Below are 21,536 nucleotides of genomic sequence, written 5' to 3' on the forward strand. Positions count from 1 at the left end.
TCTGGGGTTTTTCGTCTCTTGCGGGTCTTAAAGCCCGGCGCGACCGTAAAGGCGGCCCTCTCCGAACTCAAGAGTGAGGGGCTGCCCCTTGCGCGAAAAACGGAAAACCGGTTCATTTGAGGATAGTTTTCCTGAGTTGCGACGGGCTGGACCTTCCATGGTCAAACAGGCCAAAGCGCAGAGGATGCTGACCCACGACCGGATCTGGGCCGCGCTGGACCGATTGGCCGCGCGCGCCGGACTGTCGCCATCAGGCCTCGCCAAGCGGGCCGGGCTCGACCCCACCACCTTCAACAAATCCAAGCGCGTCACCAGCGATGGCCGCGAGCGCTGGCCCTCGACCGAATCGATCGCGAAGGCCCTGGCGGCTGCGGACTCGTCGATCGAGACCTTTGCCAGGCTGATCGACGACGAGGCCGGCGATGGCCGCGCGGTGCCGCTGCTTGGCCTCGCGCCAGCCAGTTCAAGCGGCGCGTTCGACGAACTGGGCTATCCGTCCGGCAAAGGCTGGAGCGAGATCGCGCTGCCGAGCGCCGAGGACAACCGCGCCTTTGCGCTGGAGATTTCCGGTGATGCCCTGATGCCCGCCTATCCCGATGGCGCTGTCATCCTGGTCTCGCCAACCGCGCCAATCCGCAAAGGCGATCGCGTGGTGGTGAGGACGAAGACGAGCGAGGTGATGGTCGCGATGCTGAAGCGGCGCACGGCGAAGGCGCTGGAACTGCGATCGCTTGATGCGGCGCAGGCCGAACGGACGTTGGCAACGAACGATATCGCGTGGATCGCAAGGATCGTGTGGGCGAGCCAGTGAGACAAACCTACTTCGTCCTGGCGAAGCCAGGACGACAGTAAGGAGGCGCCGCGTTCCGATAACGCCCGCTCACGCACTCCGCGCAAGCGCGCCGTCGATCATGTTGACCGCGTTCTGCACGCCATAGACTGCAACGAACGAGCCGAAGCGCGGGCCTTTCTCCTGGCCGAGCAGCACCTGGTACAGCATGTTGAACCAGTCGAGCGTGACGCCGGGACGGCCGTCCTTGCCCTTCTTGACCTGGTCGAGGAACGGCTCGCGGCGGCCGATCTCGTAGACGACGTTCTGGATGTCTTCGGCCGACGCGTCTGCCGGGAGCTGCGACAGCGCTTCGCGCAGATCCTGCAGCGCGGCGCGCTCGGTTTCCGTGGGAACGCGGAACTGCTTCGTCGGCGCGACGAAGTCGCGGTAATAGTTGATGGCGTAGCCGACCATCGCGTCGAGCTTCGGATGTGTCTGCGGGCTCACGCCGGGACGATAGCGGCCGATGAAGCCCCACAGCGTCTCGGCGTTCTCCGCGTTCGACGACGACACCAGCGTCAGCAGCAGCTGGAACGTGACGGGCATGTCGCCCTGCGGCGGCCGGCCGGCATGGATGTGCCAGACCGGATTGCCGAGCTGCTGCTTGCCATCCTGCCTGGCGAAGCCGTCGATGAACTGCTGGTAGTCGTCGACCTGGCGCGGGATGACGTCGAAGAACAGCCGCTTCGCGGCCTTGGGCTCGCGATACATGAACAGCGACAGCGATTCCGGCGAGGCGTAGCGCAGCCATTCGTCGATGGTGAGGCCGTTGCCCTTCGACTTCGAAATCTTCTGGCCCTTCTCGTCGAGGAAGAGCTCGTAATTGAAGCCCTCGGGCGGCGTGCCGCCGAGCGCCCTGGCGATTGCGCCTGACAGCTTCACGGAGTCGATGAGGTCCTTGCCGGCCATCTCGTAGTCGACGCCGAGCGCGACCCAGCGCATCGCCCAGTCGGCCTTCCACTGACACTTGACGTTGCCGCCGGTCACAGGCGTTTCGACTTCCTCGTTGGTGTCAGGATCGACATAGGTCACCGTGCCGGCCGCGACGTCGCGGCGGATCATCGGCACCTGCAGCACGACACCCGTGGTCTTGCTGATCGGGAGGAACGGCGAATAGGTCGCGCGGCGGTCGGGGCCGAGCGTCGGCAGGATGATCTCCATCACCTTGTCGTAGGCGGCGAGCATCTTCAGCAGGGTCGCGTCGAAACGGCCGGACTTGTAATAGACGGTCGAGCTTGCGAACTCGTAGTCGAAGCCGAAATGATCCAGGAAGGCACGCAGGCGCGCATTGTTGGCGTCGCCAAACGAGGGATGCTCGTTCGAGAACGGGTCGGGGACCGCAGTGAGCGGCCGCCCCAGATATTGCGCCAAGAGATCCCTGTTCGGCACGTTGTCAGGCACCTTGCGGAAGCCGTCCATGTCGTCGGAGAAGGCGAGCAAGCGCGTCTTGATCTTGTCCTCGGTCAGCACGCGGAAGGCATGGCGCACCATCGAGGTGCGCGCGACCTCGCCGAACGTGCCGATATGCGGCAGGCCGGAGGGACCGTAACCGGTCTCGAACAGCACCTCGTCCTTCGGACTCTTCTTCAACCGCGCGACAATGGCCTTCGCCTGCTCGAACGGCCAGGCGTTGGATTGCTCGGCGAGCGCACGCAGATCGCTCGGGGTCATGTTGGGATCGATAACGGACATTCAGAATGGGCCTCCGGGCCGCGGAAAATAGCGATTTCCGGGCAGAATGCAAAATTGCGGGACGACGCAGCCGCCTCCGCCCTCTTTCCGCGGAAACAGTCTGGATTGCATCGTCGCTGCGCTCGTCGCAATGACGATGACGAGGCAGCGAAGGAGAAGCTAAAACGGGCTCACCGAGAAATACTTGAGCCACAGATCGGTGTACCGGCCTTTTTCCCAGACGCGGAACAGGGCCCAGTTCAGGGCCTGGCGCAGCACGTCGTTGCCCTTGCGCACGGCGATGCCGATGCCTTCGCCGAAGAAGCGGCTCTCGACGAAGGGACCGCCGGAGAAGGCGCAGCAATCGCCGGAATCGGTGCCGTTGATCCAGAACGCCAGCGAGATGGCGTCGCCGAAGATGAAATCGACCTCGCCCTTGCGGAGCGCGGCGCGCAGCGCCTCGTCGTTGGGATAGGGGTGCAATTCGGCGTCGGTGAACATCGCTTTCAGATAAGCCTCATGCGCGGAGCCCGCGATGACGCCGACCTTCTTGCCCTCGAGATATTCGGGTCTGATCTCCGGCATCACCGCATCCTTGCGCGAGGCGAAACGCGCCGGCACGCGGTAATAGGGATCGGTGAAGTCGACCCGCGCGCGAAGCTGCGGGCTCACCGCCATCGAGGCAATGATCGCGTCACCGCGGTTCGAGGTGAGCGCATCGACCAGCGTCTCGAAGCGGCGCATCTGCACCGTGCAGGAGACTTTGATCTCCTCGCAGAGGCTGCGTGCGAGATCGACATTGAAGCCGGCCGGATTACCGTCGGCGCCGGTATAGTTGAACGGCGGGTAGTCGGTCTCGGTCAGGAAGCGGATCACGCTGAGCCGCGACAGGTCCGGCCGCTCCGGGCGGCGCCGCGGGTCCCAGAAGCCGGGCACGGCCTGGGGAGCAGCTTGGGGCGCGACTTGCGGCGCGGCCTGAGGTGCGGTGGGGGGCTGCTGGGCGTCGGCCTGCGCGCGGGCGCCTGACAGCCCTGCGAGCAGGCCCGCGGCCAGGGTCAGCCCCGTCAGCAAGCCACGGGCAGATTTGGACGATTTCGCCTGTTGCGATGGAGCCATCGGCCGGGAATGAATGAATTTCATCGGGATCGGAAGGCCTTATAGACCATCCGGCCGGGAACGCGAGCCGAAATGCGGCCAGGGTGAAGGTGCGCTCCCTCCCCCGCTTGCGGCGGAGGGTCGGGGAGAGGGTGTCTCAACAAAGACTCCCCCAGAGGATAGAGCCCCCACCCGCGGCGCTCCGCGCCGACCTCCCCGCAAGCGGGAGAGGTTGCAGCGGAATTCGCGGCGGGTTGAACGACCCTCAGAGATACTTCTTCAGGTCCGCCGCGGCCTCTTCCGGGGTCCGCTTCAAATTGAACGGCGAGACGAAACGGCCGTCGCGGTCCATCAGATAGATCAGCGCAGTGTGGTCCATGGTGTAGTCGCCGTCCTTGGTCGGGACCTTCTTGGCATAGACCCGGTAGGAGGTGATCACCTTGGCGGTCTCGGCCGGATCGCCGGACAGGCCTTCGAGATGCGGATCGAAGCTCGATAGGTAGTCTTTCATGGTCGCCGGCGTGTCGCGCTCGGGATCGACCGAGATGAAGATGGCGTTGACCTTGTCGGCATCCTTGCCCATCGCACGCAGCACTTCCGACATCTCGAACAGCGAGGTCGGGCACACGTCAGGGCAATGGGTGTAGCCGAAGAAGATCAGGGTTGGCTTGCCCTTGAGGTTCTGGTCGGTGACGGTCTTGCCGTTCTGGTCGGTCAGCTGGAACGGCCCGCCGATCGCAGCCGGCTGCGCCACCTTGCTGACCCCGCCCATGGCCCAGAACATCACCAGCAGACCGACGACGAGACTCGAGGCGAAGGCGGTCGCGATCACCAGCGGACGGGCAGGGGAGCTCATGAGCGGAAAACTTCCTGTCGCGGGTCAGAAGCAGGCGGCAAAGCCGGTCCTGATCATTTCGAAGAACACCTGGGAGCCGTAATGGAACCAGAGCGCGAGCGCGCCGATCAGCATCAGCCCGCCGGCACCCGCGCCGGTCCATAGCAGCACGGACGGCGTACGGGCGGCAGTGGGCGAATTGTCCTGTAGCTGGCGTGCCGGATGCAGTGATTGAGCCATGACGACGATCGGGACAACGATCGGGGCGAAGGCCCCGGTTCCCTGCCTCCCAAATAGGCTTTGGCCCGCCGACGGACAAGCGCCGCGGGCGGGCCAAAAATCACATCAAGCTGATAGGCTCAGTGAAGCAGCTGGCCTCGGGCGGACTCCAGCTCTTCCGATTTCGGCGAAGGCCGGGCCGAAACGGGCTTGCTGCTGGAGGCCTGCGCGTCGAGATAGCAGGGCTTGTACATGGCCTGAAGCTGCCTGCCCCTCAGGAACAGCATATGCGGCGTGAGGCCGCCACGCTGCGTGATCCAGCGCTTCACCTGCGAGGGATACATCGCATAGAGCATCTGGGTCGCTTCGGGATTGGTGACGGCGCGGCCGTTGCTGCCGAAATCCCAGGCGGCGTGGAAGCCGAGCGTCGCGTGCGAGGTGACGCAGATGCGGTCGCGCGGGATGGCGCCGAGCACGATGGTGCAGGCCGAGGCGCAGAGACCGTCGATGATGACGGTATCGCCGGATTGCCTGAGGTCCTGGTACTTGTCGACGTAAGTCCCGATCCGGCCGCCGCGGTCATCCGCGATCCGAACGACCGCGTGAGACGCCCCCATGCAGGCGATCAAGCAAACCGCCGCAAGCAACCCCGTCAGAAACTTCATGTCCCCCGCCCCAGTCGTTTTCGAATCTGTGTGTCAGGTGGTGATGCGCGCCCAGCGTCGGTCGAGACCGTGGTTTTGTCTAGGCAGGCCGGCTCGCTCAAAACAAATTCAAATCCAGTGTTGCGTCCGCGCTGCACTCGGCCAGCCGTGATCCCGAAGTGGAACAAGTTAACGCGGTCTTACGCGCCACGCCCTTGATCTCAGTTACGACAGCTGGCTTCAATTCCGGGCAACTACAGGGGGGAACTCATGCCCGGGGATTCGAGCGAGCAGGCTGACGTCATTGTCGTCGGCGCAGGACTATCGGGACTGGTGGCGGCGACCGAGATTGCGGATGCCGGCAAGCGCGTGATCGTGGTCGACCAGGAAGGCGAGCAGTCGCTCGGCGGCCAGGCGTTCTGGTCGTTCGGCGGATTGTTCCTGGTTGATTCGCCGGAGCAGCGCCGGCTCGGCATCAGGGACTCCTTCGAGTTGGCGATGCAGGACTGGCTCGGCACCGCCGGCTTCGACCGCGATGAGGATTTCTGGCCGCGCAAATGGGCCGAGGCCTATGTGGCGTTCGCCGCCGGCGAGAAGCGCGACTGGCTGCGCGCGATGGGGCATCGCATCTTCCCCGTGGTCGGCTGGGCCGAGCGCGGCGGCTACGATGCAATGGGCCACGGCAATTCGGTACCGCGCTTTCACGTCACCTGGGGCACCGGCCCCGGCATCGTCGAGCCCTTCGAGCGCCGCGCGCGCGAGGCCGCGAAGAGCGGGCGCCTCATTTTCAAGTTCCGCCACCGTGTCGATGCGCTCTCGATCACGAACGGTACGGTGGACGGCGTCAGCGGCGCGATCCTCGCCGCCGATCATGTCGAGCGTGGCAAGAGCTCCTCGCGCACTGTCGTCGGCGAGTTTGCGCTGAAGGCGCAGGCCGTGATCGTGGCGTCCGGCGGCATCGGCGGCAACCATGATTTGGTGCGGGCGAACTGGCCGGAGCGGCTCGGCACGCCGCCGAAATTCATGATTTCGGGCGTGCCCGAGCATGTCGACGGGCGCATGATCGGCATCACCGAGCAAACAGGCGCGCGGCTGATCAACCGCGACCGCATGTGGCACTATGTCGAGGGCATCCGGAACTGGTCACCGATCTGGCCGCGCCACGGCATCCGCATTCTGCCCGGCCCGTCCTCGATGTGGTTCGACGCCACGGGCACGCGGCTGCCGGCGCCCTTGTTTCCGGGCTCCGACACGCTCGGCCAGCTCAAATACATCATGTCGTCAGGCTATGATTATTCGTGGTTCATCCTGACCCAGGCCATCATCAAGAAGGAGTTTGCGCTATCGGGCTCGGAGCAAAATCCTGACCTCACGGGAAAAAGCTGGCGCATGACCTTGCGCCGGGCCACCAACAAGGGCGCGCCGGCGCCGGTGGAGGCGTTCAAGCGCCGTGGTGCCGATTTCATCGTGCGCGACAAGCTCGAGGACCTCGTCGCTGCGATGAACCAGCTTGCGGGCAATGATCTGCTCAAGCTCGACCACATCAAGATGCAGATCGAGTCGCGCGACCGCGAGATCGCCAACCCTTACGTCAAGGATGCGCAGGTGATGAACATCCACAACGCCAGGCGCTATATCGGCGACAGACTGATCCGCACGGCGTCACCGCATCGCATTCTCGATCCGGAGAAGGGGCCGCTGATTGCGGTCAAGCTCAACATCCTCACCCGCAAGACGCTGGGCGGCTTCGAGACCGATCTCGACTCGCGCGTGTTCGGCGCCGTGGGGCGAATCATCCCCGGACTCTACGCAGTCGGCGAGGCTGCAGGCTTCGGCGGCGGCGGCGTGCACGGCTACCGCTCGCTGGAGGGCACCTTCCTCGGCGGCTGCCTGTTCTCCGGCCGCAATGCCGGTCGCGCCGCGGCGAAGGCGGTGGGCTGAGCGGAGAGGCGCGCGGCTGCGGGGGCGACGCGAGCAGATTGGTCTGTCCCGCGATCGTGTTGATCAGTTCGACCACGTCGCCGATGCGGGTTGCGGCCTGCGACAGCTTGTTGACCCGATCATTGGTCCGCTGCGCCTGCTGGGCCGCGCGAAATTCGGCCAGCAGCGCCTTGGCGTCTGCCCATTTTGCCTGTTCTCGGGGTTGGTGAATTGTGCCGCCCGCTCGTCGAATGCAGCGGCTGCCTTGTCCATCTCCTTCCACATCTCCATGCGATCGAGCTTGCCTTGCGGATTTCCGCTCAGCAGATAACCGCGCAAGGTCGCGAGCGGGGAATAGAGATTGCCGACGAGCTCGGTGCTCGCCAGCGCGACCGACCTGGTCACGGCGGGCGCCAGCGCGATCCACGAACCTGACTGGCGAACGCGTGGCAACCTGCCATCCGTCCCGCGCGCTGCCGATGCTGATCATGAATGGCACGGAAGGCGGACGCGGGCCGAGCTGTTTTGCCGCCAACGGATCGGTCTGCTCGGGCCGCAGAACAGCGATATCGTCGGCGCCGAGGCGATTTGGGCTTTCTTCAACCGGTTTCCTTGAACCAGCGCATGCGTTGCCGGAAACGCATGCGTGGCCGGGGTGGCTCCGCACGAGGTGCTGCGCTAGACAGGGCCGCCATTCCCACCAGGAGATCCCAATGAGCATTCAGCGTTTTGAAGCCGGCCCGCGCATGAGCCAGGTCGTCGTACACGGCAACACCGTCTATCTCGCCGGCGTCGTCGCCAGCAACGCGGCCGGCGAAAGCGTGACCAAGCAGACCCAGGACATCCTGAAGACCATCGACGGCCATCTCGCCAAGGCCGGCACCGACAAGTCGAAGCTGCTGTCCGCCACGATCTACATCACCGACATGAAGACGTTCCAGGAAATGAACGCCGTGTGGGACAGCTGGGTCTCCCCAGGCAACACTCCGGCCCGCGCCACCGTGGAAGCCAAGCTGGCGGCGCCGCAGTACACCGTCGAGATCATGGTGACCGCGGCGAAGTAATTCCGCGGAGTAAATTCACGCGCGACTGAAGCGCGATGAGAACGTCATCTGGCTTCAACTCGTTTTTTTTGGCGCATGGTCCCGTCGGGAAACCGTTTCACGGACCATGCGCTTGACCTCCGAGGTAATCGATCGGCGCGCGTGAACCTTCGATAGTCGGGTCAGCCGAACGACACGGCGCTATCGAAGGAGAGTCTCATGACCAACCCCGTCACCATCGCCCACCGCTATATCGATCTCTGGAATGAGCGCGGCCAAGGCCGCCGGCGCGAATTGCTCAGCGAGTTCTGGACGGCAGATGCGAGCTACGTCGATCCGCTGATGAAGGGCGACGGGAGAGACGGCATCGACGCGCTGATATCAGGGGTGCAGCAGCGCTTTCCCGACTTCAAGTTCAGCCTGATCGGCGAACCCAATGGTTACGGCGACCATGTCCGCTTCTCATGGGGCCTCGGTCCTGATGGCGCGGACAGTCCGATCAAGGGCACGGATTTCGCCGTGCTGAAGGACGGGCGGATCAGGAGCATCACGGGATTTCTGGATCAGGTGCCGGCGGGCGCATGACCTCCTTATCCTCCCCTTGAGGGGTCCAGGACGAGCGTAGCTCGCCCATGGGTCGGCTCACATGAAGCAAAGCGGAATGTGAGACGGGGTGGGGTGACGCTCTCTCCACCTCGACCAGCGCCCGTTTGGAGAGACCACCCCACTCCGCTCGCGCTGCGCGCGATCCACCCTCCCCTCCGGCGGAGGGTGAGAGGCATCACGCCAGCAGATACGCAGCCTTGGCGTTCACACCGAACGCCTTCTCGCGCACCCGCGTCCCGAGCTTCGCCAGGCACACGTCCAGCGCGCCCTTGATCTCGCCGTAGCTGCCCGCCAGTAGACATACCGGCCAGTCCGAGCCGAAGATCAGGCGATCCTCGCCGAAACAATTGGCGACGTGCTGGACGAATGGAAGCAGCCGCTCGGCGTCCCAATCGGTCCACTTCGCTTCGGTGGCGAGGCCCGAGACCTTGCACCAGACATTGCCGCAGGCCGCCAGCGCCGAGATGCGCTCCGTCCATTCGGCGCTGCCGCCCTCGGCGATCGGCGGTTTCGCAGCGTGGTCGAGCACGAAGCGGGCTTGCGGAAAGGCTTTTGCGGTTGCGATCGCGGCGGGCAATTCGCGGGTGCGGACGAGGAAGTCGTAGGCGAGATCGCGACTGAACAGCGCCGCCAATCCGCGCTGGACCTCGGTGCCCAGCAGCCAGTCAGGATCGGCCTCGTCGTGGACCTGGTGACGAATGCCGACCAGCTTTGCGCCGCCCGGCAGCGCGCGCAGGCGATCGAGCGTGTCGCCGAGCGCGGCATCGGTCAGGTCGGCCCAGCCGACGACGCCGATGACGAAAGGCGTGGCATGCGCGACGCCTAGGAATTCCTCGGTCTCCTCGATCGCAGAGCGGCATTGCACCAAGATGCTCGCATCGATGCCGTTGGCCTTCAGCAGCGGCGCGAGATCGGCGGGGGTGAAAGCGCGGCGGATCGGCGCGAGCTCGGGACCCGCCATCCAGGGGTAGTCGGCGCGCGCGGGATCCCAGAAATGCTGGTGGGCGTCGATCAACATGGCTCACGCTCCGTCCGGCAGCGGCGCCCGCGCGTCCACGAGCTTCCTGGCGCGCAGCTCCTGCCAGAAGGCGTGCGGCACCGCGCGTCCGGACATCGCGATGTTGTCGGCGACCTCGGCAGCGTTGCGCGCCCCCATGACGGCCACCGTCACGGCCGGATGGGCCATGCAGAACTGCAGCGCGGCGGCCTTCAGCTCGGTGCCGTGCTTGCGGCAGAGCTGGTCGAGCTCGAGCGCGCGCGCAACGAGCGCCGCGTCGGCGTCTTCGTAGTTGAACTTCGCACCCGAACGCGGATTGGCCAGGATACCGCTGTTGTAGATGCCGCCGAGCAGGATGCCGATGTTCTTGGCAACGCAAACCGGAAACAGCGCGTCCAGCGCACCCTGGTCGAGCAGCGTGTAGCGCCCCGCGAGCAGGAAGCAGTCGACCGGCACGGCTTCAGCGAAACGCGTCAGCATCTCGCACTGGTTCATGCCGGAACCGATCGCCTTGACCGTGCCGTCGTCGCGCAGACGCACCAGCGCGCGGAAAGCACCGCTCACGGCAGCCTCATACTGATCATCGGGATCATGCACGAGCAGAACATCGACGCGATCGAGCCCGAGGCGGCCGAGGCTCTCCTCCACCGAGCGCATCACGCCATCATAGCTGAAATCGTATTGCGGGCGCAGCGCGGGCGCGCCCTTGTAATGTTCGTCCTCGACGGTCGTGGCGTCGGGCGCGCGCAGCAGGCGGCCGACCTTGGTCGAGATCGCATAGGACTCGCGGTTCTGTTGCCGCAGGAAGGCACCCAGTCGTTGTTCTGCCAGGCCGAAGCCGTAGAGCGGCGCGGTATCGTAGAAGCGGATGCCCGCAGACCAGCCGGCCGCGAGTGTCGCCTCCGCATCCGCATCGCTGACCGCCGAGAACAATCCGCCGAGCGGCGCCGAACCGAGGCCGATCGAAGTGACATCGAGACCGTCAGCAAGCCGGTTACGCTTCATTGCTGTCTTCCTCCCAAAGCAGCACTCCCTCCCCCGCAGGGCAGGAGAGGGAGTGTAGCGCGGGAACGTCGGGGCTGGCAGACGTTCCCGCTCGACGTGCCTACTTCAAGAGTTGAGCGACGTTATCCTTCGTCACGAGATCGAGACCGGTATAGATCACTTCCGGAACCTTCTGCCCCTTCTTGATCGCGAGCAACGTGTCCATCGACTTCTCGCCCATTTCGAACGGGCGCTGGCCGGTGAGCGCGTTGGAGTAGCCGTCGCGCAGCAACTCGAGCTGCATCTTCAGCGTATCGGCAACGACGAGCGTCAGCTTGCCGCTGTCGATGTCCTTCTTGTTCTTGTTGACGAACGCCTTGAAACCCTCAGGGGCGAACATCGGCCAGCCGCCGACCGGGACGATCGCGGCGAGATCCGGGGTCGCGGTCCGTAGATCCGTCATCTGCTGGACCGCAAGCGTGGAATCGTCGTTGCAGAAGGTCGGCGACCCCTGCACCTCGACCCACTTCGAGCCCTTGAGCGCTTCGCGGACGCCGTCGACACGTTCGGCAAGGTTCTTGGCACCCGGGCCGCCGGAGACCATGGCATATTTGCCGCCTTCGGGGCGGAGCTGAAGCAACTGCTTGCCCAGTGCGAGGCCGAAGTCCTTGTTGTTGGTGCCGATATAGGCGATGCGCTTGGAGCCCGGCGCGTCCGCGTCGAACGTGATGACGGGGATGCCGGCCGCGGTCGCGGCCTCAATCGACTTGGTCATGGACGCGACGTCGGCAACCGAGATCGCGAGCCCATCCACCTTCTGGGTGATGAAGTCCTGGATGATCTGCGCCTGGGTCGCCGGCTCGTGCTCGATCGGCCCCTTGTAGATGCACTCGACGTTGCCGAGCTCCTTGGCTCGCTTCATGCATCCGTCACGCGCCACGTCGAAGAACGGATTGTTCATCGCCTTGGGAACGACGGCAAACTTGTAGGTCTGGGCAAATGCCGGGGTCGCCATCATCGCGATGGTCACGCCGGCCAACAACAGCTTCTTCATTGCTTTCCCTCCACACTGTGATGCCTATCCATTTGTGATGCTCCGGCAGGCGGATAGACGATGTTTCGTTGTCCTTCCGGAGTAACCCCCTGAAGCGCCATGAGATCTGGATTGATCATCATTCCGCTTCAGGTCTTTGTTTTGAGCATGATCCTTCCGGAAAACCGCTTCACACTTTTCCGGATCATGCCCTAAGTCATGCGCGAGCGGATGCGGTCGACCAGCACGGCAAGGATGATGATCACACCGACGAGCGTTTGCTGCCAGTAGGAGTTGACCTGCGCGAGCACGAGGCCGTTGCGGATCACCTCCAGCAGCACGCAGCCGACGATGGCGCCCAGCGGACCGCCGAGGCCGCCGGCGAGATTGGCGCCGCCGATCACGGCGGCGGCGATGACGTTGAGCTCGTAGGACGTCGCCATGTTCGCGGGCGCTGATCCCAGCCAGCCCGAGATGATGATGCCTTGCAGGCCGGCGGCAAGCGCGCAGATCACATAGACTTCGATCTTCACGCGCGCGACCGGGATGCCGGTCAACTCCGCCGCCTTCTCGTTGCCGCCGAGCGCGAAGACGTGGCGACCGAAGCTCGTGTGATGCAGCACGACCGCCATCAGCACGGCGAGTATCACCAGATAGATGAATGGCGCGGGCACACCGAGCACGTCGCCCGAGGTCAAGGCGTAGAACGTCTCGGCGTCCGGCCCGCCCGGAAAGCTGCCGCGGCCATTCGAGACCACATAAGCGAGCCCGCGCACGATCGAGAGCATGCCCAGCGTCGTGACGAAGGGCGACAGCCCGAGCACCGCAATGCAGAAGCCGTTGAAAAGGCCGACGATGAACGCGACGAACAGACCTGCGAGCACCGAAATCAACAGGATCAATCCGGGCACATTGGCGACGACCGTCTTTCCATCGGCGGCCAGATGGACGAAGGACGATCCCGGTGCCGACAGCTCGACCATGACCATGGAGGTGATCATGGCGGAAAAACACATCATCGAGCCGACGGAAAGATCAATGCCCCCGGTGATGATGACGAACGTGATTCCGAGCGTGGCGATGGCGATGAAGGAAAAGTTCTTCGCCACGTTCTGCATGTTGCCTTCGGTGAAGAAATAGGGGCTGGCAAAACGCATCACGATCATCAGCACGATGAGCGCCAGCAGGACGTAGCCGGTCTGCGAGGCAAAGATGCCGCGCTGCCACCATCTTGTCTTGCCGACGTTGGAGAACGTGACGGGGGATTCCAGGGGCATGACCATCACGCCGCCTCCTTCGCGCCGGTGATCAGGGCGGTGACTTCTTCGGGGGATGTCTCGTGGATCGGCTTGTCCGCGCGTTTCTCGCCGCGGCGCATGACGACGACGCGGTCGCAGACGGCAAACACGTCGGGCATGCGGTGGGAGATCAGCATGACGGCGACACCCTGCTCCTTCAGACGGTGGATCAGGCCCAGCACCTGCTCGACCTGGCGTACGGAGATGGCGGCCGTCGGTTCGTCCATCATCACGAGCTTGGCGTTGGACAGCCGGGTGCGGGCGATCGCGACCGCCTGGCGCTGGCCGCCGGACATCTGCTTGACCAGGTCATACGGCCGCGTCTCCGAGCGCAGCTCACCGAACAATTCCAGCGCACGTGCCGCCATCGCCTTGTGATCGAGCAAAGCGACGGGGCCGAATTTGCGCTTCAGCTCGCGACCGAGAAACACGTTGGCTGCTGCCGTCAGATTGTCGGCGAGCGCGAGGTCCTGATAGACCACCTCGATGCCCACCCCGCGGGCATCGACCGGGCGGCTGAAATGGACGGCATTGCCGTCGAAGCGAATCTCGCCGTGGGTTGGGCGGAAATTGCCGGCGATGATCTTGACCAGCGTCGACTTGCCGGCGCCGTTATCGCCCATCAGGCCGACCACTTCGCCCGGACGCACGTGCAGATCGACGTCGTGAAGCGCGCGGATGGCGCCGAACTCCTTGCCGATGCCGGTCAGTTCCAGCACCGGCTGGCCGTCTCCTTGATTGGTTGTCATGCTCGGCCTCGCTCAGACGTACCGGTTAACGACGGATTCCAGATATTCCTGCCGGCCCGACCGCGGCTGCGGATCGAAGCCGGAAGCGAGCGCACGATCGGCGAGATCGGCGAGCGAGCGCTTCCCCGCCATGATGGCCTGCCCTTCACTGTTCGTCCATCCGGCATAGCGCTCGGCGAGCGGCCTCGTCAGCGCCTCGGCGTCGAGCATGTCGGCCGCGGCAATCAGCGCCCGCGCGCAGGCATCCATCGAACCGACATGGGCGTGGATGAGATCGTCTGGATCGATCGATTGACGCCTGATCTTGGCGTCGAAATTGAGACCGCCGGTGGAGAAGCCGCCCGCCTTCAGCATGTCGTGAAACACCAGCGCCAGCTCCGGCACGTTCATCGCGAACTGGTCGGTATCCCAGCCAAGCAGGTCGTCGCCTCTGTTGATGTCGAGCGAGCCGAACACGCCGAGCGCCTGGGCCAGCGCCACCTCGTGCTGGAAGGAATGGCCGGCGAGGATGGCATGGTTCTGCTCGATATTGAGCTTGACGTCGTCAAGCAGGTCATAACGCTGCAGGAAGCCGTAGCAGGTGGCGACGTCGAAATCATATTGATGCTTGGTCGGCTCCTTCGGCTTGGGCTCGATCAGGAGCGGCCCCTTGAAGCCGATCTTGTGCTTGTGCTCGACAACGAGGGAGACGAAACGGCCAAGCTGGTCCAGCTCGCGCTTGAGATCGGTGTTGAGCAGAGTTTCGTAGCCTTCGCGGCCGCCCCACAGCACATAGTTCTGCCCGCCGAGCCGGTTCGTCAGCTCGAGCGCGGCGCGGACCTGGCCGGCGGCATAGGTGAAGATATCGGGGTCGGGATTGGTCGCCGCACCCGCCATGTAGCGACGATGCGTGAACAGGTTCGCGGTGCCCCACAGCAGCCGCACCTTCGCTGACGCCATCTTCTTCTCGAAGACATCGCCGATCGCATTGAGGTTGGCGACCGACTCGGCAAGGCTCGCGCCTTCCGGCGCTGCATCGACATCATGGAATGTGAAGAAGGGCACGTCGAGCAGGCGGAACAGTTCGAAGGCGATGTCGGCCTTGGCGCGCGCCATCGCCATGGCGTCGGAACCGTGGTGCCACGGGCGCAGGAACGTCTCGCCGCCGAAGGGATCGCCGCCGGGCCAGCAGAACGAATGCCAGTAGCAGACCGCGAAGCGCAGATGATCCTCGAGCCGCTTGCCGTGGACCATTCGGTCCTTGTCGTACCAGCGGAACGCCAGCGGGCTCTTGGCGTCCTTGCCGCCGTAGGCGACCGGGTCGGCTGCGCCGAAGAATTTTGGTAACGTGTTCACAGGGATAACTCCTTCAGCGCGGGATAGAGCTTGCGCCACTGCTGATAGGCCTCGTCATAGGCCGCAGTGCGCGATGGGTTTGGTGTGAATGTCGCAAGGCGGCGCGGACGCGTGCAGACCCGCGCGGGATTTTCGCCGGTGGCGGCGAGCCGGCCGAGCCTGGCAGCACCGAGCGCGGCGCCGACCTCGCCTTCCTCGACACGGTGGACATCAATACCGAGCACGTCGGCGCAGATCTGCGCCCAGAACGGCGAGCGAGAACCGCCGCCCACGAGATCAACCTCGGTGATCGCCCCTCCCGCAGCACTCAGCGCCGCCAGATTGTCGCGCGCGGCGAAGGCGACGCCTTCAAGCACGGACTGGACGATCTGGTTGCGGCCGGTCGCCCCGCGCAAGCCGACGAAAGCGCCGCTCGCGGCGGCATCGTTGTGCGGCGTGCGCTCGCCATCGAGATAGGGCAGGAATTTGACCGGGCTCGGACCGTCAACGCGCTCGCCCAGCGGCGCCAGCAGCGTCGCGGCCGGGACCTCCATCACATCGGCGAGCCAGGCGAGCGAGGCCGCCGCCGACAGCATCACACCCATCTGGTGCCAGAGGCCGGGCAGCGCATGGCAGAAGGCGTGCACAGCCGCTTCGGGCGCCGGCGCAAAATTGTCGGTGACGCGGAAGATCACGCCGGAGGTGCCAAGCGAGAGGAAGGCATCGCCGGGCGCAATCGCGCCAAGTCCGATCGCGCTCGCCGCATTGTCGCCGGCGCCGCCGGCAACGACCACGTTCTTGGCCATGCCCCAGCGCTGCGCGAATTCGCCAGCAAGCACCGCGCTCACCTCACTGCCTTCGACCAGGCGCGGCATGTGATGCAGGTCGAGCCCGGTGGCGTGAAGCAGCTCCGCCGACCAGTTGCGTCTGCCAACATCGAGCCACAGCGTTCCGGCGGCGTCCGACATGTCCTCGACCATCTCACCGGTGAGGCGATAGCGCACATAGGCTTTCGGCAGCAGCACCTTGGTGACGCGCTTGAAAATATCGGGTTCGTGCCGTGCGACCCAAAGCAGCTTGGGCGCGGTGAAGCCGGGCATCGCCAGATTGCCGGCGATGGCATGCAGCGACGGGCAGCGGCGCTCGAGCTCGACGCATTCGCCATGCGAGCGGCCGTCGTTCCAGAGGATCGCCGAGCGCAGCGGGCGTCCATCCGCACCCAGCAGCGTCGCGCCATGCATCTGGCCTGACAGCCCGATACCGCGCACGCCGGCGACATCACGCGGATGGGTGACAGCGAGATCGTCGATGGCGCCGATCGATGCCTCGACCCAGGCATCCGGATCCTGCTCGGACCACAGCGGCTGCGGATGCGACAGCGCAAGCTCGCGCGCGGCCGTCGCGACAACCGCGCCAACCTCGTTCACGAGCACCGCCTTCACACCGGACGTGCCGATATCCAGTCCGAGATCCAATTCGTCCTCCCTTGCTGGCCCGCTCGGCGATCTCCGTCGCCTGTTCCACGGGCCGTCCTCTTTTCGACTGCCGCTACGGCAGATTGTCCCGCATCAAGATGTCGATGCGGATATTCTCCTGTTCGCTCAAGATCGGCTCCTGACGCGCAAGCGACAGCAGCACGCGCACGGCGGCGCGCGCCTCATGTCCCGGATTCTGCGAGATCGCGACGTCCAGTGTGCCCTGCAGCAACAATTTTCGCGTCATCGCCGTGAGATCGTGGGCGATGAACACGATCTGCTTCTCGCGGCCGGCCTCGGTCAGGGCCTTGGCCACGCCTTGCGTGCCGGCGCCGACATTGTAGAGGCCGACGATATCAGGATGCTTGGCGAGCAGCCGGGATATCAGCTGCTCGGAGCGGTCGTCCTCGTCGCGCCCTTCGAGCAGAGGCAGGATCTCGAGGTGCGAAAATTCCGTCGCCATCACCTGGTTGAAGCCAAAAATGCGCTCGGCATGGTCGCGCAGGCCCTGCGAGCCCGCGATGATGGCGACCTTGCCCGGAGTTGAGCCATGTCCCGGGCCGACAAGGCGGCCGATCAGCGCGCCGGCGGTGCGGCCGGCGGCGATGTTGTCGATGCCGACATAATGGTGACGACGCGAGGACGGCACGTCCGACACCAGTGTCACGACCTTGGCGCCGCTGTCGACGAGATCGTTGATGGCGGCACGCACGCTCGGATGGTCGAGCGCGACGACGGCGATGCCGTCATAGTCGCTGCCGACGAGCTGCTCCAGCGAGGCCGCCAGCACGGAGGGGTCGAACACGTCGGTGATGACCATCTCGACGGCCAGGCGGCGCGCGGAGAGCCAGCCGGACATCTCGCCGAGATAGGCCTGGATCTGCAGCATGAACGGGTTGGCCCCGGTCGGCATCACGAAAGCAAAGCGGCGGGCACGGCCGCGGGCGAGCTCGGCGGCCGCAACATGGGGCTGGAAGGCGTTCCGCTCGATCGTCTCCAGCACGCGCCGGACCGTATCCGGCCGCACGCCGGGCCGTTTGTGCAGGACACGATCAACCGTCGCCAGGCTGACACCGGCCTCGCGGGCGATGTCCTTCAGCGTCAGCGCAGCGGAGGCAGTGTCTTCGGCCATGGCTGAAGGCTAGCAGAGGTGTTTTGAGGTGCGCAACTCATTTTGAGGGACAGGGCCGGAATTTCGATTCCCGGTTGCGCGGGCGTCAGCTACGAGTGGGCCAGATCAAGTGTCAGGTACAGGCTGTTGGGGTCTTCGACATAGGCCGCGAACGGATCGCACGGTACGAAACCGTGGGCCTGGTAGAGCGCGTGCGCCGGCTTGAAATAGTCCCACGAGCCGGTCTCGAGGCTCAACCGCTTGAGGCCACGCCTGCGCGCCTCGGCGATGATGTGGCGGAGCATCAGGCCACCAAAGCCGCGCCGGCGCGTAGTCTGGAGCGTGTGCATCGACTTCACCTCGCCGTGGTCCACCGAAAGCGTCTTCAGCGCGCCGGTCGCAACCAGGGCCTCGCCATCCCAGCCGGTCCAGAACGCGACGTCACTGGCGCGAAGGCCTGCGAGATCGAGCGCATGCGCGCTGCCCGGAGCGGTCTGGGCCCGCGCGGCCGCGACGTGGTGGTCGAGCAGCGCGACGACGCGCGGATCGAAGGTGTCGCCGATGCGAATCAGCATCGTCATGACTCCAAGCTACCTGCGAGTTGCTCCGGCATGGAGATGGCGAGGATATCTTCGGCATCCTGGATGGGTGGCGCCCCGTGCGATCGGTGCATCACATTTTCCCGTAAGAGGTGCCGCGTCTGGTGATGATGACGTAGCGGGCATCCTGTTTGGTTTCGTTCTCAAAAATCACCGCGCGCATCACGTCGAAGTCGAGACAGTCACCGTCGCGCAGGCGCACTGCCTTGGCATCGATATGCACGCAAACCGCGCCCTCCAGCATCAAGAGCTGCTGGGTGAAGGCATTGCGGCCCCAGGGGCTGTAGGGCACCCGCGCACCGGCAGGCAGGTCGACGACGATGATCTCGATGCCGCTCGCCGCATCGACCGGGGAGGCGTGGCGGCGCCGGTAGCCGCTATCCGGATCGCGCCATTGCGGCTGGTCGGCAAGCCGCGTCAACCGCTCCGGCGGCTTCTCAGACAGCGCGACGACGTCGCTGAGCGAGACATCGAGCGCCGAACAGAGCTTGTTGAGCAGCGCCGCGGTGGCGCTGCTCTGCGCCCGCTCGACCCGACCGATCATGGCCCGGCTGACACCGGAGCGGCTCGCGAGCTCGTTCAAGGTCATGCCGGCCTGGGTTCTCAACGTCTTCAAACGGCGACCGATCGCGCGATCGAGTTTCTGCTGGTCCATGGTCTTCCGATCCGAACATTGCCCGGCACATGGACCGCATCCGCCGGACGGGAAGAGCTTAGGCCGGGGAGACGGGGCGTGCCGGGAGCCGGCGGCTAATATATTGGAATTTCGGCGCGGCCGTGAGCGGCTGGCGGCTGGGTCGAATGCAAATGGCAGCGGCGGAAGTCTGGAGCGGGCGAAGGGAATCGAACCCTCGTATGCAGCTTGGGAAGCTGCCGTTCTACCATTGAACTACGCCCGCTTACGCGCGTGTCCTGCGCCCCTCCTGATTAGCCGAGACGGTGTCCGTCGCCAAGCGGTTTGGCGTGCCGGGCGCGACAGTTGTTAACGTCCTGGTCAGAATCCAGGCGCGACGGATTGTGGCGGTGTTATGATCACGCCGGTGTGAGGAACGTGCGATCGGTGGGCGTGCACGTGTTCGGCCTGCTTACGCAATGTTCGACACGGCCATCGGCGCTTTCGGCGCGGCTCGAGGGCGCCCGTCCGATCGAAAGCGAGACGCTATTCGAGGTGCTGCTGCCCGTTGCCCCGCCGCGCTCGCCCTCCTAAATACCTTTGATGGATGCGACCACGCTGCTGACGTCACAGTCGATGACGGTCTCCGAGTTTCGTTGCGACGCGGGACCGGCCGACAAGCCGTTTGCCGAATGCCGCGATGGTCATTCCATCGCTTATGTCCGCTCTGGAAGCTTTGGCTGCCATTGCCGCGCCGGCTTCTTTGAACTGGTGGCGGGGTCACTGCTGGTCGGCGCACCCGGCGACGAATACACCTGCACGCACGAGCATGTTTGTGGCGACGTCTGCCTTTCCTTCTTCTTCAGCGAGGACCTGGTCGATGCCCTCGGCGGACGACGCGAGTGTTGGCAGGTCGGCGCGGCGCCGCCGCTGCCCGAGTTGATGGTGCTGGGCGAACTCGCCCAGACGGCGGCAGATGGCAACAGCGACTTGGGCCTCGACGAGGTCGGCCAGATCCTCGCCGGGCGCTTTGTCGAGATGGTTTCGGGCAAGCCGCGCAAGCGGGTGGCGCCCACGGCGCGCGACCGCCGCCGCGCCGTGGAGGCCGCGCTGTGGATCGACGACAACTCACATGCCGGAATCGACCTTGAGCAGGCCGCGCGCCTCGCAGGTTTGAGCCCGTTCCATTTCCTGCGGCTGTTTTCCAACGTGCTCGGCGTCACCCCGCATCAATATCTGGTGCGCTCGCGGCTGCGACATGCGGCGCGCCTGCTCAGTGACGACGATCTCGCGGTCACCGACATCGCCTATGACGTCGGCTTCGGCGACCTCTCCAACTTCGTCCGCACCTTCCATCGCGCCGCCGGCCTGTCGCCGACCCGGTTCCGGCAGGCCGCAAAGGGCGAGCGCAAGATTCTCCAAGAGCGGTTCGCACTCAATTGACTAGGATCATCTCCATCGCGCGCCACTGAGCGGCGCTTCGCAATGGAGATGACCATGTACGACCATATCGGACTGCGCGTTGCCGACCTCGACGCCGCCACGCGTTTCTACACGGCGGTGCTGGCGCCGCTCGGCTACGTCCTGTGCTCGAGCGGCGACGGTTATGCCGGCTTCGGGCCGAAGGGCGAGCCGGCCCTCTGGCTGCATCTGAACAAGGGCCGCAAGGCCGACGGCATGCATATCGCGTTTCGCGCCAAGGACCACGATTCCGTGAAGGCATTTCATCGCGAGGGGCTGAAAAGCGGCGGCCACGACAATGGTGGCGCGGGACCGCGCAAGGATTATAGCCCGACTTACTACGCGGCGTTCTTGATCGATCCTGATGGCAATAATGTCGAGGCGGTTTGTACGTGAGCTGGCCACGAACTCCGTCATTGCGAGGAGCCCTTGCGACGAAGCAATCCAGACTGTTTCAACGGAGACATTTCTGGACTGCTTCGCTGCGCTCGCAATGACGCAGGGCTTGGCGACCACCTGCCGAAATCAAGGACAGTTTTCCAATGGCCTCCATCCGCAACGACATCTCCCTCCCCGCCCCGGCCCGCGACGTCTGGGACGCGGTGCGCGATTTCGGCGCGCTGCATCAGCGGCTGGTGCCGGGCTTTGTCACGGCTTGCTCGCTCGACGGTGACACGCGCATCGTCACTTTCGCCAACGGCTCGGTCGCGCGCGAGGTGCTGGTCGATTGCGACGATGCGCGACGGCGGCTGGTCTATGCGATCAACAGCGAGCGATTGAAGCATTACAGCGCCTCGGTGCAAGTGATCGCCGAGGGTGACGCGGATTGCCGCCTGGTCTGGATTGTCGACATGCTGCCCAACGAACTTGCGGCTTATGTGCAGGAGCAGACGAAAGCGGCGGTGAGCGCCATGCACAAGGCGTTTCCCACGAACTAGCGCGCCTGCGTGACGTATCTCACAGAGGTCCGCCCGCATCGGCCGTAACCATATTCGCGTGCGTCCTGACGGCCTCGCTCTCCCAGCGGGGCCACGCAC

At 64.9% G+C, this 21,536-nt stretch carries 23 protein-coding genes and 1 tRNA gene; 7 read left to right on the plus strand and 17 right to left on the minus strand.

Annotated elements, in window-relative coordinates; translation table 11 throughout:
- Positions 1-157: 157 nt before the first annotated feature.
- Positions 158-811: a S24 family peptidase gene (locus ACVIIW_RS06855; protein ID WP_456700051.1), complete on the plus strand. Its 654-nt coding sequence runs from the start codon at positions 158-160 to the stop codon at positions 809-811.
- Between the two features lie 69 nt (positions 812-880).
- Here the strand turns inward: ACVIIW_RS06855 and ACVIIW_RS06860 are convergent, their stop codons facing one another.
- The 5 genes from ACVIIW_RS06860 to ACVIIW_RS06880 form a co-directional block, all read right to left on the minus strand.
- Positions 881-2,524, minus strand: coding sequence for a lysine--tRNA ligase (locus ACVIIW_RS06860; protein WP_456700052.1), 1,644 nt, complete (start codon positions 2,522-2,524; stop codon positions 881-883).
- A gap of 159 nt (positions 2,525-2,683) precedes the next feature.
- Positions 2,684-3,619: a transporter substrate-binding domain-containing protein gene (locus ACVIIW_RS06865; RefSeq protein ID WP_456705097.1), complete on the minus strand. Its 936-nt coding sequence runs from the start codon at positions 3,617-3,619 to the stop codon at positions 2,684-2,686.
- 244 nt (positions 3,620-3,863) lie between these two features.
- On the minus strand, positions 3,864-4,454 hold the full coding sequence (locus ACVIIW_RS06870; protein ID WP_456700053.1) for an SCO family protein: 591 nt from the start codon (positions 4,452-4,454) through the stop codon (positions 3,864-3,866).
- A 24-nt stretch (positions 4,455-4,478) separates the two neighbouring features.
- Complete coding sequence (locus ACVIIW_RS06875) at positions 4,479-4,673, minus strand: hypothetical protein (protein WP_456700054.1); 195 nt, start codon at positions 4,671-4,673, stop codon at positions 4,479-4,481.
- Positions 4,674-4,792: 119 nt separating this feature from the next.
- On the minus strand, positions 4,793-5,317 hold the full coding sequence (locus ACVIIW_RS06880; RefSeq protein ID WP_456700055.1) for a hypothetical protein: 525 nt from the start codon (positions 5,315-5,317) through the stop codon (positions 4,793-4,795).
- A gap of 249 nt (positions 5,318-5,566) precedes the next feature.
- Between ACVIIW_RS06880 and ACVIIW_RS06885 the strand changes: the two genes are divergently transcribed.
- Positions 5,567-7,237 carry an FAD-binding dehydrogenase gene (locus tag ACVIIW_RS06885; RefSeq protein ID WP_456700056.1) on the plus strand — a complete coding sequence of 557 codons (1,671 nt, stop codon included), beginning with the start codon at positions 5,567-5,569 and terminating at the stop codon, positions 7,235-7,237.
- A 63-nt stretch (positions 7,238-7,300) separates the two neighbouring features.
- Here ACVIIW_RS06885 and ACVIIW_RS06890 read toward each other — a convergent pair whose 3' ends face one another.
- Positions 7,301-7,669, minus strand: coding sequence for a hypothetical protein (locus tag ACVIIW_RS06890; RefSeq protein WP_456705359.1), 369 nt, complete (start codon positions 7,667-7,669; stop codon positions 7,301-7,303).
- 260 nt (positions 7,670-7,929) lie between these two features.
- Between ACVIIW_RS06890 and ACVIIW_RS06895 the strand changes: the two genes are divergently transcribed.
- Together ACVIIW_RS06895 and ACVIIW_RS06900 are read left to right on the plus strand one after the other, a co-directional pair.
- Positions 7,930-8,280, plus strand: a complete 351-nt coding sequence (locus tag ACVIIW_RS06895; RefSeq protein ID WP_456700057.1) for a RidA family protein — start codon at positions 7,930-7,932, stop codon at positions 8,278-8,280.
- A gap of 198 nt (positions 8,281-8,478) precedes the next feature.
- Complete coding sequence (locus tag ACVIIW_RS06900) at positions 8,479-8,844, plus strand: nuclear transport factor 2 family protein (protein ID WP_456700058.1); 366 nt, start codon at positions 8,479-8,481, stop codon at positions 8,842-8,844.
- Between the two features lie 196 nt (positions 8,845-9,040).
- Here the strand turns inward: ACVIIW_RS06900 and ACVIIW_RS06905 are convergent, their stop codons facing one another.
- The 11 genes from ACVIIW_RS06905 to ACVIIW_RS06955 all read right to left on the minus strand — a co-directional run bounded on the left by ACVIIW_RS06905 (position 9,041) and on the right by ACVIIW_RS06955 (position 19,324).
- A complete protein-coding gene (locus ACVIIW_RS06905) occupies positions 9,041-9,883 on the minus strand; it encodes an amidohydrolase family protein (RefSeq protein WP_456700059.1) in 843 nt (280 codons plus the stop codon).
- A 3-nt stretch (positions 9,884-9,886) separates the two neighbouring features.
- The gene (locus tag ACVIIW_RS06910) at positions 9,887-10,867 is read right to left on the minus strand and encodes an aldo/keto reductase (RefSeq protein ID WP_456700060.1); all 981 of its coding nucleotides are present in this window, start codon (positions 10,865-10,867) and stop codon (positions 9,887-9,889) included.
- Between the two features lie 100 nt (positions 10,868-10,967).
- Positions 10,968-11,900 carry a sugar-binding protein gene (locus ACVIIW_RS06915; protein WP_092239524.1) on the minus strand — a complete coding sequence of 311 codons (933 nt, stop codon included), beginning with the start codon at positions 11,898-11,900 and terminating at the stop codon, positions 10,968-10,970.
- 191 nt (positions 11,901-12,091) lie between these two features.
- On the minus strand, positions 12,092-13,162 hold the full coding sequence (locus ACVIIW_RS06920; protein ID WP_456700061.1) for an ABC transporter permease: 1,071 nt from the start codon (positions 13,160-13,162) through the stop codon (positions 12,092-12,094).
- The gene (locus tag ACVIIW_RS06925) at positions 13,162-13,926 is read right to left on the minus strand and encodes an ATP-binding cassette domain-containing protein (protein ID WP_456700062.1); all 765 of its coding nucleotides are present in this window, start codon (positions 13,924-13,926) and stop codon (positions 13,162-13,164) included. Before ACVIIW_RS06925 ends, ACVIIW_RS06920 begins: the two co-directional genes overlap by 1 nt.
- A gap of 12 nt (positions 13,927-13,938) precedes the next feature.
- Entirely contained in the window at positions 13,939-15,261 is a 1,323-nt protein-coding gene (gene xylA / locus ACVIIW_RS06930) for a xylose isomerase (RefSeq protein ID WP_456700063.1), read from the minus strand.
- Positions 15,258-16,715, minus strand: a complete 1,458-nt coding sequence (gene xylB / locus ACVIIW_RS06935) for a xylulokinase (RefSeq protein ID WP_456700064.1) — start codon at positions 16,713-16,715, stop codon at positions 15,258-15,260. Before xylB ends, xylA begins: the two co-directional genes overlap by 4 nt.
- A 73-nt stretch (positions 16,716-16,788) precedes the next feature.
- On the minus strand, positions 16,789-17,847 hold the full coding sequence (locus ACVIIW_RS06940; RefSeq protein ID WP_456700065.1) for a LacI family DNA-binding transcriptional regulator: 1,059 nt from the start codon (positions 17,845-17,847) through the stop codon (positions 16,789-16,791).
- Positions 17,848-17,936: 89 nt separating this feature from the next.
- Complete coding sequence (locus ACVIIW_RS06945) at positions 17,937-18,401, minus strand: GNAT family N-acetyltransferase (RefSeq protein ID WP_456700066.1); 465 nt, start codon at positions 18,399-18,401, stop codon at positions 17,937-17,939.
- A 97-nt stretch (positions 18,402-18,498) separates the two neighbouring features.
- On the minus strand, positions 18,499-19,080 hold the full coding sequence (locus ACVIIW_RS06950; protein WP_456700067.1) for a helix-turn-helix domain-containing protein: 582 nt from the start codon (positions 19,078-19,080) through the stop codon (positions 18,499-18,501).
- A 170-nt stretch (positions 19,081-19,250) separates the two neighbouring features.
- A tRNA-Gly gene (locus tag ACVIIW_RS06955) sits at positions 19,251-19,324 on the minus strand.
- Positions 19,325-19,641: 317 nt separating this feature from the next.
- Here ACVIIW_RS06955 and ACVIIW_RS06960 point away from each other — a divergent pair.
- The 3 genes from ACVIIW_RS06960 to ACVIIW_RS06970 all read left to right on the plus strand — a co-directional run bounded on the left by ACVIIW_RS06960 (position 19,642) and on the right by ACVIIW_RS06970 (position 21,437).
- Positions 19,642-20,481: a helix-turn-helix transcriptional regulator gene (locus ACVIIW_RS06960; RefSeq protein WP_456700068.1), complete on the plus strand. Its 840-nt coding sequence runs from the start codon at positions 19,642-19,644 to the stop codon at positions 20,479-20,481.
- 54 nt (positions 20,482-20,535) lie between these two features.
- Positions 20,536-20,895 carry a VOC family protein gene (locus ACVIIW_RS06965; protein ID WP_456700069.1) on the plus strand — a complete coding sequence of 120 codons (360 nt, stop codon included), beginning with the start codon at positions 20,536-20,538 and terminating at the stop codon, positions 20,893-20,895.
- Positions 20,896-21,041: 146 nt separating this feature from the next.
- On the plus strand, positions 21,042-21,437 hold the full coding sequence (locus tag ACVIIW_RS06970) for an SRPBCC family protein (protein WP_456700070.1): 396 nt from the start codon (positions 21,042-21,044) through the stop codon (positions 21,435-21,437).
- Positions 21,438-21,536 lie beyond the last annotated feature (99 nt).

It is taken from the genome of Bradyrhizobium sp. USDA 4449 (assembly GCF_054056275.1).